Origin of the sequence: Thermomicrobium sp. CFH 73360 (assembly GCF_023806465.1) — a bacterium.
Classification (GTDB): Bacteria; Chloroflexota; Chloroflexia; order Thermomicrobiales; family Thermomicrobiaceae; genus Thermomicrobium.
This window is the reverse complement of sequence record NZ_JAMSLS010000001.1, coordinates 539,983-553,810: the sequence shown is the minus strand read 5'-3', so window position 1 is coordinate 553,810 and position 13,828 is coordinate 539,983. Positions and strand designations below refer to the sequence as shown.

Annotated in this window: 14 protein-coding genes; 12 read left to right on the top strand and 2 right to left on the bottom strand. The window is 61.7% G+C overall.

Annotation, left to right across the window (positions count from 1 at the left end; genetic code table 11):
• Nucleotides 1-175 precede the first annotated feature (175 nt).
• Complete coding sequence (locus NET03_RS02490) at nucleotides 176-2,701, bottom strand: transglycosylase domain-containing protein (RefSeq protein ID WP_252127308.1); 2,526 nt, start codon at nucleotides 2,699-2,701, stop codon at nucleotides 176-178.
• 221 nt (nucleotides 2,702-2,922) lie between these two features.
• On the opposite strand from NET03_RS02490, the gene NET03_RS02485 reads away from it, so the two are divergent.
• Complete coding sequence (locus NET03_RS02485; RefSeq protein ID WP_252127307.1) at nucleotides 2,923-3,462, top strand: PRC-barrel domain-containing protein; 540 nt, start codon at nucleotides 2,923-2,925, stop codon at nucleotides 3,460-3,462.
• On the opposite strand, the gene NET03_RS02480 is transcribed toward NET03_RS02485, so the two are convergent.
• Complete coding sequence (locus tag NET03_RS02480; protein WP_252127306.1) at nucleotides 3,445-3,618, bottom strand: hypothetical protein; 174 nt, start codon at nucleotides 3,616-3,618, stop codon at nucleotides 3,445-3,447. The genes NET03_RS02485 and NET03_RS02480 overlap by 18 nt on opposite strands.
• A 37-nt stretch (nucleotides 3,619-3,655) precedes the next feature.
• Here NET03_RS02480 and NET03_RS02475 point away from each other — a divergent pair, with 37 nt between their 5' ends.
• From NET03_RS02475 to NET03_RS02425, 11 genes are all read left to right on the top strand, one after another.
• Nucleotides 3,656-4,843, top strand: a complete 1,188-nt coding sequence (locus tag NET03_RS02475; RefSeq protein WP_252127305.1) for a glycosyltransferase family 4 protein — start codon at nucleotides 3,656-3,658, stop codon at nucleotides 4,841-4,843.
• Nucleotides 4,844-4,849: 6 nt separating this feature from the next.
• The gene (locus tag NET03_RS02470; RefSeq protein ID WP_252127304.1) at nucleotides 4,850-5,431 is read left to right on the top strand and encodes a CDP-alcohol phosphatidyltransferase family protein; all 582 of its coding nucleotides are present in this window, start codon (nucleotides 4,850-4,852) and stop codon (nucleotides 5,429-5,431) included.
• Nucleotides 5,432-5,436: 5 nt separating this feature from the next.
• Nucleotides 5,437-6,330, top strand: coding sequence for a ComEC/Rec2 family competence protein (locus NET03_RS02465; protein ID WP_252127303.1), 894 nt, complete (start codon nucleotides 5,437-5,439; stop codon nucleotides 6,328-6,330).
• The gene (locus tag NET03_RS02460; RefSeq protein WP_252127302.1) at nucleotides 6,330-6,569 is read left to right on the top strand and encodes a DUF3006 domain-containing protein; all 240 of its coding nucleotides are present in this window, start codon (nucleotides 6,330-6,332) and stop codon (nucleotides 6,567-6,569) included. Before NET03_RS02465 ends, NET03_RS02460 begins: the two co-directional genes overlap by 1 nt.
• Nucleotides 6,569-6,931, top strand: coding sequence for a LysM peptidoglycan-binding domain-containing protein (locus NET03_RS02455; RefSeq protein ID WP_252127301.1), 363 nt, complete (start codon nucleotides 6,569-6,571; stop codon nucleotides 6,929-6,931). Before NET03_RS02460 ends, NET03_RS02455 begins: the two co-directional genes overlap by 1 nt.
• 444 nt (nucleotides 6,932-7,375) lie before the next feature.
• Entirely contained in the window at nucleotides 7,376-8,494 is a 1,119-nt protein-coding gene (locus NET03_RS02450) for a L,D-transpeptidase (RefSeq protein ID WP_252127300.1), read from the top strand.
• Nucleotides 8,495-8,555: 61 nt separating this feature from the next.
• Nucleotides 8,556-9,971 carry a hypothetical protein gene (locus NET03_RS02445; protein ID WP_252127299.1) on the top strand — a complete coding sequence of 472 codons (1,416 nt, stop codon included), beginning with the start codon at nucleotides 8,556-8,558 and terminating at the stop codon, nucleotides 9,969-9,971.
• A 606-nt stretch (nucleotides 9,972-10,577) separates the two neighbouring features.
• Nucleotides 10,578-11,405, top strand: coding sequence for a 1,4-dihydroxy-2-naphthoyl-CoA synthase (gene menB, locus NET03_RS02440; RefSeq protein ID WP_252127298.1), 828 nt, complete (start codon nucleotides 10,578-10,580; stop codon nucleotides 11,403-11,405).
• A gap of 17 nt (nucleotides 11,406-11,422) precedes the next feature.
• Nucleotides 11,423-12,346, top strand: a complete 924-nt coding sequence (locus NET03_RS02435; RefSeq protein WP_252127297.1) for a 1,4-dihydroxy-2-naphthoate polyprenyltransferase — start codon at nucleotides 11,423-11,425, stop codon at nucleotides 12,344-12,346.
• Nucleotides 12,343-13,419, top strand: a complete 1,077-nt coding sequence (gene menC, locus NET03_RS02430; protein WP_252127296.1) for an o-succinylbenzoate synthase — start codon at nucleotides 12,343-12,345, stop codon at nucleotides 13,417-13,419. Before NET03_RS02435 ends, menC begins: the two co-directional genes overlap by 4 nt.
• Nucleotides 13,416-13,823 carry a hypothetical protein gene (locus tag NET03_RS02425; protein WP_252127295.1) on the top strand — a complete coding sequence of 136 codons (408 nt, stop codon included), beginning with the start codon at nucleotides 13,416-13,418 and terminating at the stop codon, nucleotides 13,821-13,823. Before menC ends, NET03_RS02425 begins: the two co-directional genes overlap by 4 nt.
• Nucleotides 13,824-13,828 lie beyond the last annotated feature (5 nt).

The window sequence follows — 13,828 nt, the reverse complement described above, 5'->3', positions numbered from 1 at the left end:
TAGCACGACCAGGGAGGTTGCGCAGCATTCCTAGCGGTGGTCAGCGCGCACGGTTGCTCTTCCCAGTTCTTGAAGCGATCCCACGATCGCGCCCTGGCCGTGTACAAAACGGCCGGAGAGCGTGCAGGGTGAGCGCAATTGCTGTCGGTGAAAGTCGCGGGTGAACGCATGCGCGTTACGGGTTCGCTGAACTGGGAGGCTTTCCTGGGAGCGTTGGAGGGGCTGGAGCAGGGGGAGACGAACCCGGACCAGGTGATGTCGGATAGAAGCTTGGGGTTCCGGTCCCTTCTGCTGGACTGTTCGACTCACCCGTTACTGGGGTTGGGGTCGGCTGCAGAATCTCGATGCGTGGCCCCACCCCCACCATCGCTGCATAAGCCTGAAGCGAACTTAAGCCGCGTCCTGTCATGCCCTTCGGGGTCGCGAGGGCTGCGCGGAGCTCGCGCAGCTCATACTCGGAGGCCTGATTGCAGCGGAGTCGTGGCGGCCCATCTCGCACACTCAGCTCTGTGACAGTCCTCGCTCCACGAATCGGGCGTTTACCGGTTGCTGCGCAAACCTGAACCTCCACGATGCCCGGCGGACGTTGAAACTCGACCGGAATCGGTTGTCCATCCGGACCGAGGAGGGTTTTCGCAAGTTGCGGGTGTTGATGAATTTTCACCATGAAGTCGTGCCAGATCAACGCCGCGCTGGAAATTCCGTCGAGTCCTCGGGTTGGCTGGTTATCGGTTCTCCCCACCCACACGCCGACGACGATGTCAGTCGTGTAGCCGACCGTCCAGAGGTCCCGTGCGTCCTCGCTCGTACCCGTCTTGGCCGCGACGGGTCGATTGTCGAGTTCGGGGAGGACGAGCGGGTTATTGAGGCCGAAGATTATGGCGCGCGCTTTATTATCGGAGAGAATGTCCGTGATGAGATAGGCGTACTCCGGACGAACCACCTGGGGAGCTTGCTCGAGCGTTCTTGCACGGTCAAGCTGGTAGATGCGGTTATTGCCTGGTGCAATGATTTCCAGGATGGGATTGTAGGGCACGTATTTCCCGTTATTCGCGATCGTTGCATAGGCGTTCGTCAGTTCGAGGAGTGAAACTTCACCGCCACCGAGCGTAATTGAGAGGCCATAGTAGCTCGGGTCGCGCCAGAACCCGGTCTTGATACCCAGCCGGTGTGCCATGTCAATCATGGCTGGGACACCGACAACCTCAATTGCCTGCAAGGCGGGAATATTCAGCGAGTTGGCAAGTGCCTCCCGCACGGTGATCGCGCCGAAATGTTGACCAGTGGCATTCTTCGGTTCGTATCTGCCGAAACCAGGGATGTTCCAAACCTTGGCGTAGTCGAAGACGACGGTTCCTGGATACCAGCCAGCCTTCTCGAAGGCCGCAAGGTAGGTGATCGGCTTGATTGCAGATCCTGGTTGACGCTCAGCCGTGGTCACGTTGAATTGGCCATCGATCGTGTCGTCATAGAAGTCGGCGCTGCCAACCATAGCGATAATCTCACCGCTCCAGGGAAGCATCGCCACAAGAGCGCCATTATCCACACGGTAGGGAGCGAGCTGCTGGACGCGACGCTTGACAATCTCTTCGGCCGCCTGCTGAGCGGACAGATCAAGGGTTGTACGTACCATGAGGCCGCCGCGATAGACTGCCGCGGGCCCGTATTTCGTCTCCAAATAGTCCAGGACGAAGTTGACAAAGTGGGGGGCCTTGTTGTAACGCCCCTCGCGGCTTTGTGGGTAGAGCGGCTCCGCAAAGGCTTGATCCGCTTCGGCGCGCGTGATCATGCCGAGCTCAACCATACGGTCCAAGACATAGCGCTGGCGTGCCTTGGCGAGCTCGAAATTCTTCGTGGGGTCATAGACACTCGGGGCCTGGGGGAGACCAGCCAGCATCGAGGCCTCGGCGAGCGAGAGTTCCCAGGCAAACTTATTGAAGTAGGCTTGTGCCGCCGCGTCGATCCCATATGCACGGTTCCCATAATAAACGTTATTGAGGTACATCATGAGGATCTCTTGCTTTGAGTAGCGCTGCGTGAAGCGGATGGCCATAATCGCCTCACGGATCTTGCGGCGATACGTGCGCTCAGTGCCGATTGTCTCGGGATACAGCATGCGCACAAGCTGCTGGGTGATCGTCGACGCGCCGCTGGTGCTCTCGCCGCTGAGGTTGAAGATAAGACTGCGCAGGATCGCGCGGGGCTCCACTCCTGGGTTCGTCCAGAACGTCTGGTCTTCCGCGGCAATAGTCGCATCGACAATCCAAGCACGATGTGGTTTGTTCGGATCGTTCCGCTGTTGGCGGATGTGATCCATCAGTTCCTCATAGCTAATGGCGGTCCGCCAACCAGTCGCGGGGTCGGTCACCTCGCTGAGGAGTACCCAGTTGCGATCGTAGATCTTCGTGGTCTGGAACTCCAGTGCCTCAAAGCGGTCGGGGGAGGGAAGATCTGCGGTCAAAGCAGACCAACCAAGATAACCAGCTGCCGCGGCGACCCCAGCACCGACAAATGCCAATAAGGCGAGCGTCATCCCGAGTACCGCAGCGATACGGAGGAGTGTATTGACCACAGGATGGCGCTGCCGGGCTCGCCGTCGGCGCGCGAGGATCACCGCCGTCCCGTTTGCCGGACGACGTCCGTTCCCATTGGTTCGGCCGCCCCTTCCCGGCGTTCGCTTCTTGTGCCTGTGTCGCGCCATCGTCCTGAAGCCTCGACCAAGCGGTTACTCATCGGAGAGGATACACAACAGACGGATGCCGAGTTTGTCTGCCGCTGTTGGTCCTGGCAGACGGGGCCGCTGACGTGCTCAGACCGAAGGACGAGGCAATACCACATTGCTCTGGACGCCAAGGGAAGGCGATGAGAAACTGATCAATGCGCAGGGTATGATGGTGCCGAAGGGATGAAAGGAGCGCTCCCGTGGAACTCCGGGCGCTGCGTGGCCTAGCAGTTATTGTCGTCGAAAGTGGCGAGCGGCTCGGCGAGGTCTCAGACGCATTGATTGATCCACAAGAGCGACGGGTCGCGGCTCTTCGCGTACGGCGTGGTGGACGGTTCCGCGGGAACTTGAGCGATGTCTCCTTTTCCGAGCTCCAGAGCATTGGACCCGATGCAGTGATGCTTCCGCAGCGCGAGGTGCTCCGGCCGGCCAGTGACGGCGAGAGGACCACGCTTCGAATCGACGAGTTTGTTGGGCTCCGGGTGGTGACGGAACGAGGTGAAGCGCAGGGAACAGTTGACGACGCGGAGTTCGACCCGGTGAGTGGCGCACTCACGACAGTGGTGATTGCTCCGCCTGGTATCGGCGGGTTACTCGGTCGGCGACGGACGGTGCCGATCGCACAGGTCCGGACGATAGGACGTGACGCGGTTGTCCTTCACGAAATTGGCTCTGGCGAGCGGGAAGATGAAAGGCAACCCGGAACGGAGCATCCGAGCGTCTCAGCTGATGCCGACTAGACGCACAAGGAGCAGCCCCAGCAATGGTGCTGGAACGACGTCACGCAGAAGCGCGAGCCAGAGTGGTGGCCGCAACATCGGTCGCGTCAGACGCCAGAGCGTGGCGAGCGTCCACCACAGTCCACAGATGAAGGCGATGAGTGCCCAAGTCGTCATCAGTCTCCTCGGAGCAGCGTGACAAACGGAGTGGACGATGCGGATTCTCTTCGTATCCCCGTTTGACTTCAGCTATCCCGGCGGCGTCAACGAGCACATTCTTCATCTTGACGCGGAATACTGCAAGCTTGGTCACCACACGCGTATTCTGGCTCCGCGTTCGCCCGGTGAGTCGGAGAGCGACGATGGGCATCTGATCAAGCTGGGGGTCGCAGTTCCTGTCCCGGCAAACGGCTCAACAGCGCGGATCACACTCTCGCCATTCGTATCCGGGAAGGTGAAGGAGCTCCTTCGTCGTGAACGTTTCGATATTGTCCACTTGCATGAGCCGCTTGCACCAATGTTGCCCCAACTCGCCCTGTTACATTCCCGGTCGGTGAACGTCGGGACGTTCCATGCGGCGCGAGCGCACAACTGGGGGTATCTTTCGGCCAAACCCGTGCTGAGCTTGCTCTTCGCGAAGCTTCATGGGCGGATTGCCGTCTCGCCGGCTGCGCTGGAGTCGATTGCTCGCTACTTTCCTGGGTATTACGAACTTATCCCGAACGGTATCGATATTGAGCGGTTCCGCCCGGATGTTCCGCCGATCGCGCGTTTCGAGCGTCCAACAGTCCTTTTTGTCGGCCGGTTCAACGAGTCGCGCAAGGGACTCCGGTATTTGCTGGAAGCGCTTGCACTCGTGCGACGCGAGTTTCCAGACGTCTTACTCCTGGTCGTCGGACCGGGAGATCCCCAGCGCTACGAGCGGCAGATCGAGCGGGCAGAACTTGGCGAAAACGTTCGCTTTGTGGGTCCCGTCCCTGACGAGTTGTTGCCGTCCTACTACACCGCCTGTGACGTGTTCTGTGCCCCGGCAACAGGTGGAGAGAGCTTCGGTATTGTGTTGCTCGAAGCGATGGCCAGCGGGCGGCCGGTCGTTGCGAGCGACATCCGGGGATTTCGGTTCGTGCTCCGTCACGGCGTCGAGGGATTGCTGGTCGAGCGGAAGAATGCCGAGGCTTTGGCAGTGGCGTTGGTGCATCTCCTCGCTGATCCTCACCTCCGTGAACGACTGGGCAAGGCGGGCCGACAGCGTGCCGAGCAGTTCTCATGGCCCGTCATCGCACAGCGTACACTGGCCTATTACGAGCGGCTCCTGCGGGGAGTGCGCGAACGAGCGGCAGAACCGCCGATGGACTGGTGGGACTCGCTCCGGGTCGCGCTCCGAGCGTGGTCGGGGAGGTAGGAACGCGTGCTTAGTTCACTCGTTGCGGATCGTGTGCGCGAGCGCGTCCTGCGTCTCGGTGCCCTCCTGGCACGGACCGGCCTCACGCCGAACCAGTTGACGGTGATGGGGCTCGTCCTCAATGGAGTGGTGGGTTGGGTTGCTGCCGAAGGACGACTGCAGCTTGCCGGTGTCCTCCTCATCGTTGCCGGAGCCTTCGATATGCTCGATGGTGCGGTGGCACGGGCGACAGGACGCGTAACGCGGTTTGGTGGTGTGCTCGATTCTGTCCTCGACCGGTACGCGGAGGCCTTCGTGCTCGGAGGACTCCTCATCTGGATCGTGCGGACGGAGCTCGGTGCCGTCCCCGTCCTCCTCTGCTATGCCACCATTGTGGGGTCGATCTTGGTGAGCTACGTGCGAGCGCGGGCGGAAGGTGCCGGTATCGCGCTGACGCAGGGGTTCTTCGCGCGACCCGAGCGCATCGTGGTGCTTGCACTGGGGCTTTTGCTTGACCGCCCCATCTGGGTGCTCTGGCTTTTGGCCGTGGCGACCAACCTCACTGTCCTGCAGCGGCTGTGGCTTGTCCGTCGTGCAGCCAGGGACTGACCGAGGTGGCACGAGGGATCCTTCGCCTCTTCATTCTGCAGGCCCTGGCACTCTTCGTCATTGGCTGTGCGCTGCCCGGGCGAGGAGCGGGATCGGCAGGGGCAACGCTGACCGTTGCGGTGCTCGACGTCGGGCAGGCGCTCGCGGTGACAGCAGTCACGGCGGATGGGCATGCGCTCTTGTATGATGCCGGGAATAGCCGGGAAGACGCCGAACAGGTCATCCTGCCGTTCCTTCGGTCGCATGGAGTCGATCGGCTGGACTATCTCGTCTTGAGCCATCCCGATCAAGACCACGTGGGGGGCATGCCGGCGGTGCTGGAGGGAATTGCAGTGAACACGTACGTCGATCCAGTCTTGCCTTCGACAAATCGTACGTATGCGGAGACGCTCCGTTTGGTGCGTGACCTCGGTATCCAGCCACTCCGAGCCGAACGAGGACAAGTGTTGGAGCTCGGTGCACAGGTGCGGGTGCGGATCCTCTGGCCAGAGAGCCCGTTGATTGTCGATGCGGACGGCGAGATCTCGGACAACGACAACTGTGTTGTCTTGATGGTAGAACATGGAGCCGTTCGAATACTCCTGCCGGGTGATCTCGAGGCCCGTGGTGAGGCGGCACTCGTCGAGCGCGACCGTGAAGCACTGCGCGCGGCAATCCTCGTCGCCGGTCATCACGGTAGTCGTACCTCCTCAAGCGAGCTCTTTCTCGCTGTGGTTCAGCCAGAAGTGGCTATCATTTCCGTGGGGAGAGACAACGCCTACGGGCATCCGCATGCGGCGGTGCTGCAGCGTTTGCGTGCTGCTGGCGCTCGCATCTACCGGACAGATGTCGACGGAACGGTCGTCGTGACAACGGATGGCGAGCGGTACACCGTGAAAACACAGAGGGAGCGCTCCTAATGCAAACCTGGCTCTGGGCGACCGTCGACCGGATTGAAAGCGGGGAGAATGGGCAGGAGTTCGCGGTACTCGTCTTTGATGAAGGGCCGGAATTGGTTGTGCCGCGGTCACTGCTCCCCTGGCTGCGGCGCGGTATGGTGTTACGCGTCACGTTCGAGCGGGATGAGGCCGTTGAGCGCGCGCGTCGGGCTGAAATCGCGCAGCGGCAGCAAGAGCTCTTTGGGAGAGAAGGGGCGTGATGAAGATCCGCTGGCTCATCGTGACGAGCATGCTTTTTGCGGCTGCCTGCCTGCCATTCAACCGAGCGATGCCGACCGTTACACCGACGGCTGTTCCGACCGCGACACCGTTGCCAGCACTGCCGATCGTCACCCCGACGCCGCCACCACCGTCCCTTCGTGTACCAACGCCAACGGTTGTCCCCGCAGCGCCGGTGACGCCTGGCAGCGGTACCACGTATGTCGTCCAACCAGGCGACACCCTCTATAGCATCGCGGTTCGCTTCGGCGTCTCCCTTCAGGCGTTGATCGAAGCGAATGGCATTGAAGATCCTAACCAGCTACAGGCTGGACAGGTGCTCGTGATTCCCCGCAGTCCATAAGTCGCGGTTGGCTCCAGCGGCTCTCTTCGTGCCTCCGTGCCGAGCCCGGCGAAGCACGTGGGGTCTGCTGCCAAGGAGGCCTTCCGTATTGAGAGCGAGTTCCGCCGAAGGTGGTAAGGCTGGACGGGGCTTTCGCCTTTGGCGTGACCACCGGCTCGGGAGACATGGGTGCCAGCGAGCAAACGCTGCCGAGCGCACTTCATCCAACCTGGTGCCGCCGTGCGCCTCAGTTGAGTGCAGTCTCGCGCCGAGCCGCTTACTCTGGAATTTTCCCAAGTCTCTCGAATGAGGACACAAGCACCAGTGAGAACAAAAAGGTCACCGGGCCGAGCTGATCCAAGGTGGAACGGAAAAGAGCGAACGTTCGCTTTGGCTTGCCCCGTGCCTCCTCCTACGGGTATTCTGAAGAAGGTCACTCGTTCCCAAACGGCTGGAGTGCACAGCATGGTTCTGTTCGTGCCCCGCGCCAGTGCTGGCAACCCTCTCGCCCGCGCCATGTGCGGTGGCCTTGCCCTTGCACTGCTCTTTGTGATTGTCCTACCGTCACCGGTCGGGGCAGTGCTGGGTGGGCCAGAGCGTGTCTACTTCCCAGAGACCGGTCACACACTCGCCTATGGTTTCCTCGAATTCTGGTTGCGGAACGGCGATGTTCCCATTTTCGGGTATCCGCTCAGTGAGGAACTCAGCGAACAAGGAACGACCGTCCAGTATTTTGAGCGTGCCGTTTTTGAGTGGCATCCGGAAGTATCCCCCGAGTGGCGAGTCCAGCTGCGACGGCTTGGTGCCGAGGCAACGAGGGGCCGTTTTGATCGGGCATTCCTTCCCACTGAACCAGCGGACAACACGGCCTGTCGGTACTTCGTCGAAACGCAGCACAACCTCTGCCATGGCTTCCGTTGGTTCTGGGAACGCTTCGGAGGGGTGCGGATCTTCGGGTATCCCATCAGCGAGGAACTGACTGAGGATGGGCTCACTGTCCAATATTTCGAACGTGCCCGACTGGAGTGGCATCCGGCACAGCGGGGGACGGCTGGGGAAATCCAGGTGACGCGCCTTGGCGAGTGGGCTGCCCGGCGGATCGCAGCGGAGCGCGCACCGCTTGCCCAGCCACCCGATGTCCCGGTCTTCACACCAGCGTTGTTTCCCCGCGCACCTGGTCTTGTTCGTACTCCGCCTGCAGGAGCACCTGTTGGCGAAGCGAAGTGGATCGAGGTCGATCTCAGCGATCAAGCGCTCCGGGCCTGGGAACACGATCGTCTTGTCTTCTGGACGCTCGTTTCGACCGGACTCCCGCAGTATCCAACCCCGACCGGAACCTTCCGTGTGTACGTGAAGCTCCGCTACGAGCGGATGCGAGGTGGAACGCCAGGTATTGACTATTATGATCTTCCAAATGTCCCACACACGATGTATTTCTATCTCGGCTATGCGCTGCACGGTGCCTACTGGCACAACAACTTTGGTCATCCAATGAGTCATGGCTGCGTGAATCTTCCCTTAGATGCTGCCGCCTGGCTCTACGACTGGACTCCTGTCGGGACGGCGGTTTGGATTCATCCCTGATGGTCCTATCGTCGTGGTATACCGGGCTCGGGGTGCAGTGAGCCACGAGGAGTGTGTGCCCGTGTCTCGATTGCTCCGGGCCCTCGTACCAGTCCTTCTGCTCACCGCAGCCTGTCGTGGGTTACCGTCCACGCCGACTGCTGGGACAGTACCGGCGACAGTTGTCCCGACGGTTCGACTCACGGAAGCGGCCACTCTTCCACCGCTACCGACTCCTTCCGTTCCCGTCGACTTGCCGATGTCCTGCACGCTGGATGGGACGCTCGACAGCTTGGCCTCGTTCCTCTCTGCTCTGAGTCGTGGCGATGTCGGGCGTTTGAGAGGTTTCCTCGCGTCACCAACGTCACTGGCTGTGGAGTCACGCACGTTCGCTGTTGTGCCACGTGAGCCGGAGGCGCTCGAAACAGGTCTGTACACCGAGTGGCCTGAGGCGTTTCTCGATTGGGTGGAGCGGCGGGCGGTACAGCGCGAACGCTGGAGCGTGCTCGAATTCGTGCGTTTCCTGCCTCTTGACGCGCGGCGCGTTCTCGTGGCGGCGGCGCTGCTCCGCGAGGCAGACGACCTCATGGCCAAGCCGATGCTCGGGATGATCGAGTTCGACTGTACTGAGCATGTCGTGATTGCTGTGGTCGCAGGGGCGGTTGGTGCCGAATCGCTTCCCGCGAGCCCACAGGAACTCCTGGTCGCAGCACTGCAGCAGCGTCCGCTCCGACCGCCGGCGGTTGAACAGCCTTGTCCAAGGAGTTCTTGGGCGTACGGAAGTATGGTTGGTGAGGGGCCGATCTACCTCGGGCTGGGCCCGGATGCGGTGGTGAATCTGGGTGATCGCAATGCAACATCCGGCCAAACCATCCACACCGAACTCCAGGTCGTGGCAAGTGAGCGAGGCCCGATCCTTGTCCGTCTGTTCCATCTACCGGAGGTCGTCCCACTTGCGGTGGACGGACAGCCCGCGCTGTTTATCGAGCCCAATCGCATGCGCGAGCGGTCACGGTCGGTGGAGCTCCAGGTGGAACAGCCAGGGTGTTATGTTCTCCAGGCTGATGGTGTGACATGGCAAACGCAGCTGGTCTTCGAAGCCGTCCCGGATGCCCTGGCGGCACTGGCTCCCAACGTAGCCGCCGTCACGTTTCCGGCGGAACTCCGTGTCGTTTCAGCTCTGCGTGAAAGTTCGGAGACGGTTAGGATCGGGCTGGTCGGCCCGACGCTTGTGGCACGGCTGAGTATTTCGGTCGCCGGACCTGGTGGGCCCACTGCTGGACCGGAGGCACACTGTGACCAGGTGTCGGAGCGGGTCCAGCTCTGTTGGGTGCCGCATCCAGTATGGGGCTGGCCACAAACCGCGGTGTGGGACGACGGTCTGCGTCGCTACCAACTCGTGGTCCTTGCCGGTAACCGTGATGCCTGGAGCGAGCAAGAGCTCCTCGAATTGGTCCGCCAGGTAAGCACAGGCGGAGAGGAACCCGGTCCGCCGTGAGCGTTGGGAATCTGTGACCGACGAGCTTCGATGGGGAGGAGCAAATTCGCTTAGGCCTCGTTCCCGTCACCGGATTGGACAGCATTTCTTGCGTTGCGGCCACCTTCACGCGCTATCTTGCTCCCACGTCGGCTGAGGTGCGACCGAAGAGCGATGGGCAGTGGCTCGCTTCGGTGGCAGGCAGTGTGGTGCGTGTCCGTGCTCCCTCCGATTGCCCTTCGTCCGCAGTACCAACGATGAGGCGTCGGCGTGACTTGTCACACCGCGATGGACAAGTGAGACGGGCTCGGCCGTGCTGAGTTGGTGTGCAGCGGACATCGGTAAGGCAGCACCCGAGCAGAGAAGCTGTACCAGGGGCATCCGCACCTCACTGGCTGTGCGGTACAGTCTGATTCGGCACTTGCACTGAACTCGGCAGTGTTCCGGTAGCGGATTTTCGATGGTCAATCCTGTGAGGCAGGCTGTGTTCTAATGGATCAGATTGCGTACTCCTCGGCGGCATACCACATCCAGGTTGGGACCCTCTTCGCCCAGCAGGCTCGCTAAGATTGACGGGAGCGCCCGTGGCGCGTCGCGAGTGATCATACGTAGGCAACAGGAGGTCGCATGAGCCAGTTCACGTGGATACCAATCAAGCAGTATACGGACATCCTCTACGAGCGGTTGGAGGGAGAAGGGATTGCGAAAATCACCATTAACCGTCCTGAAGTGCGCAATGCGTTTCGGCCGCTGACGGTCATGGAGATGATGGATGCGTTCGCGCATGCGCGGGACGACGCGTCAATCGGCGTGGTGTTGTTGACTGGTGCGGGTGACAAAGCTTTCTGTTCGGGAGGTGATCAACGGGTGCGTGGCGAGGGTGGCTATGTTGACGATCAAGGTATCCCTCGCCTCAACGTGCTTGACCTGCAGAAGCAGATCCGCTATCTCCCGAAGCCAGTCATTGCGGTCGTCAACGGGTATGCAATCGGCGGTGGACACGTGTTGCACGTGGTGTGTGACCTCACGATTGCGGCCGAGCACGCCAAGTTCGGGCAAGTCGGCCCGCGAGTGGGGAGCTTCGACGCTGGGTATGGAGCAACCCTGCTCGGTCGGATCGTTGGGCATAAGAAGGCGAAGGAGATTTGGTTTCTTTGTCGTCAGTACACCGCGCAAGAGGCACTGGAAATGGGGCTGGTGAACGCGGTCGTGCCCTACGAGAAGCTTGAGGAAACGGCCGTGCAGTGGGCGCGTGAGATCTTAGAGAAGAGCCCGATGGCGATCCGCTTCCTGAAGGCGGCTTTCAACGCGGACACCGACGGGCTCGCCGGACTGCAGCAACTCGCGGGCGATGCGACCCTGCTCTACTACTTGACTGACGAGGCCAAAGAAGGGCACCGTGCCTTCCTGGAGAAGCGCAAGCCTGATTTCTCGAAGTTCCCGCGTTTCCCCTGATGCAGTGAGGTGCCAGAATGGCGATGCCGGCGAGCGATTCGGCCAGGCGAGAGACCAACCGACTGGGCTGGCGAGTGTGGTGGCTCGGAGCTCGTCCGGCGACGTTGGTGGCTGCCGTGGGCCCTGTTCTGGTCGGTACGGCCGTTGGGGTGCGCGAGACGGGCACAGTACGCTGGTTCCCGTTCCTTGCAGCGCTGGCAGCAGCCGTCTTGATCCAGATCGGGACGAACTACGCAAATGATCTCTTTGATTACCTGAAGGGAGCTGACCGGCCAGAGCGGGTGGGACCGACGCGGATCACCGCGCGAGGGCTCGTAACGGTTGGTGAAATGCAGCGGGCGGTCGCCTTGACGTTCAGTGCAGCAGCGCTGCTTGGCCTCTACCTGGTGTGGGTCGGTGGTTGGCCGATCCTGCTGATCGGTCTTGCCTCCATCGCAGCGGGAATCCTCTATACGGCTGGCCCTTGGCCGCTGGGATACATCGGACTGGGTGACCTTTTCGTCTTCATCTTTTTTGGGCTCATCGCGGTCGGTGGCAGTGCCTATCTGCAAAGTGACAGTTTCTCCGGGTTTGCGTTGATCGCCGCGGTGCCGGTTGGGGCGTTGATCACCGCGATCCTTGTCGTCAACAACTTGCGTGACATCGAGACCGACCGAGCTGCTGGGAAACAGACGCTTGCGGTGCGCATTGGCGAGCGAGCAACTCGCTGGCAGTACGCGCTCCTCGTCGGTGCGGCCTACTTTGTCCCCATTCTCCTTGTGCTGCAAGGACAAGGGGGACTGGCGCTCCTACTCCCGCTGCTGACGCTGCCCTTGGCTGTCAAGCTCGTGCGTCTCGTGCTTGGTGGAACCTCAGGGCCAGCGCTGAACAGAGTGTTGCGACGTACGGGGCAGCTCCAGCTCATCTTTGCTGTGCTCTTCGCGATAGGGCTGCTGTGGTGAGATCGCTGCAGTGCTGCTGGTGGCCCTACCGACTAGAGTTCCGAGTACCGTTCGCGACGGCGCGCGGCGAGCTCTGTGAACGAAGCGGCCTGATCGTCGAGCTCCGTACGCCGGATGGCCTCATCGGGCTTGGTGACGTCGCACCGTGGCCGGGGAGCGAAGTCCGGGCGCTTCGTGAGGCGGAAGTCTGGTTGACCAGCCTTCGTCAGGCGGACGCGTTCTCCGGCGAGCAGTCACTCTGTCAGGCACTCGACCGTGTGCCGACGCTGGCGGATGGGGCGCGGGCGGCGCGTGCAGCAGTTGAGACCGCACTCCTCGATCTGAAAGCACAGCGAGAGGGTGTAATGCTAGCGCGCTGGCTGCATCCGACCGCCCGGCTGACGGTGGCGGTGAACGCGCTCATCGGGCTTCTCGATGTGGAGACAACCGTGACAGCCGCTTGCCAGGCCGTGGCGGCTGGATACAGCACGCTGAAGCTGAAGGTGCGTCTCGAGCCGAGCGAAGCGGAGCGGGTCGCTGCGGTGCGTGCGGCGGTTGGATCGACGGTACGGTTGCGACTGGACGCGAATGGTGCTGCAACGGTCGAGCAAGCGCTTGCCTTCGCGCGAGCGGTCGCACCGCTTGACGTTGAGTACTTGGAACAGCCGGTGGGGACGCTTGAGGAACTTGCGGAGTTCCGGCGGCGTTCGCCGGTGCCCGTCGCCGCTGATGAGGTGCTTCTTGGACTGGAGACGGTCGAGCGAGCGCTTGCGCTGGCGGCGGCGGATGTCCACGTGTTGAAGTTGCCGCTACTCGGTGGACCACGCCGCTTGCTGGCCGCAGTGGAGCAGGCAGCTCGGTGTGGGATCGAGGCGGTTGTCACCAGCGTTTTCGAGTCGGGAATCGGGCTCGCAGCGGCACTGCACACCGCGGCAGCTCTGCCGGGTACCGAGCGAGCGCATGGATTAGCGACCGCGGTGCTGCTTCGCTCGCTGGGAACAGTGGAACGATTCGAACCGGTGGGAGGGCGACTCCGGCTACCGCCCGGGAGTGGGCTTGGTGTACGGTGGGGCGAAGGGCAAGCAGACAGATGAAGGAAGAGCACGTTACCCGCTGGCGGATTGCGGCGGTGACAACGGGCGGCCTGGTGACCGTGCTCGGTTTTGCGCTGTGCGCGGTCGTTGTGCCACGGATTTTGGCCACGTCACGGGGACTTGCCAATGCCTTGGTTGTGCTGGCAGCGCTCCTCATCGCCGGTGGGTGGATGCTCGTGGGTGCGGGCACGCGCCGTTTCGGTGGCCGCATAGGAGGAGCGGTCTTCGGTTTCTTGGCCTATCTGCTGGCAGGCGTCCTCTGGACAGCAGGCTTCGTGCTGATCGATCCGTGGCAGGTGGACTTCCGGCAGGTGGATCTTGTGCGGTTTATCGTGTACTCGGTGCTCTTGTGGCCGTACGCGCTCGTCTACACGTTCGATTGGCTGGGGCTCGGAGGGATCTGAGAGAA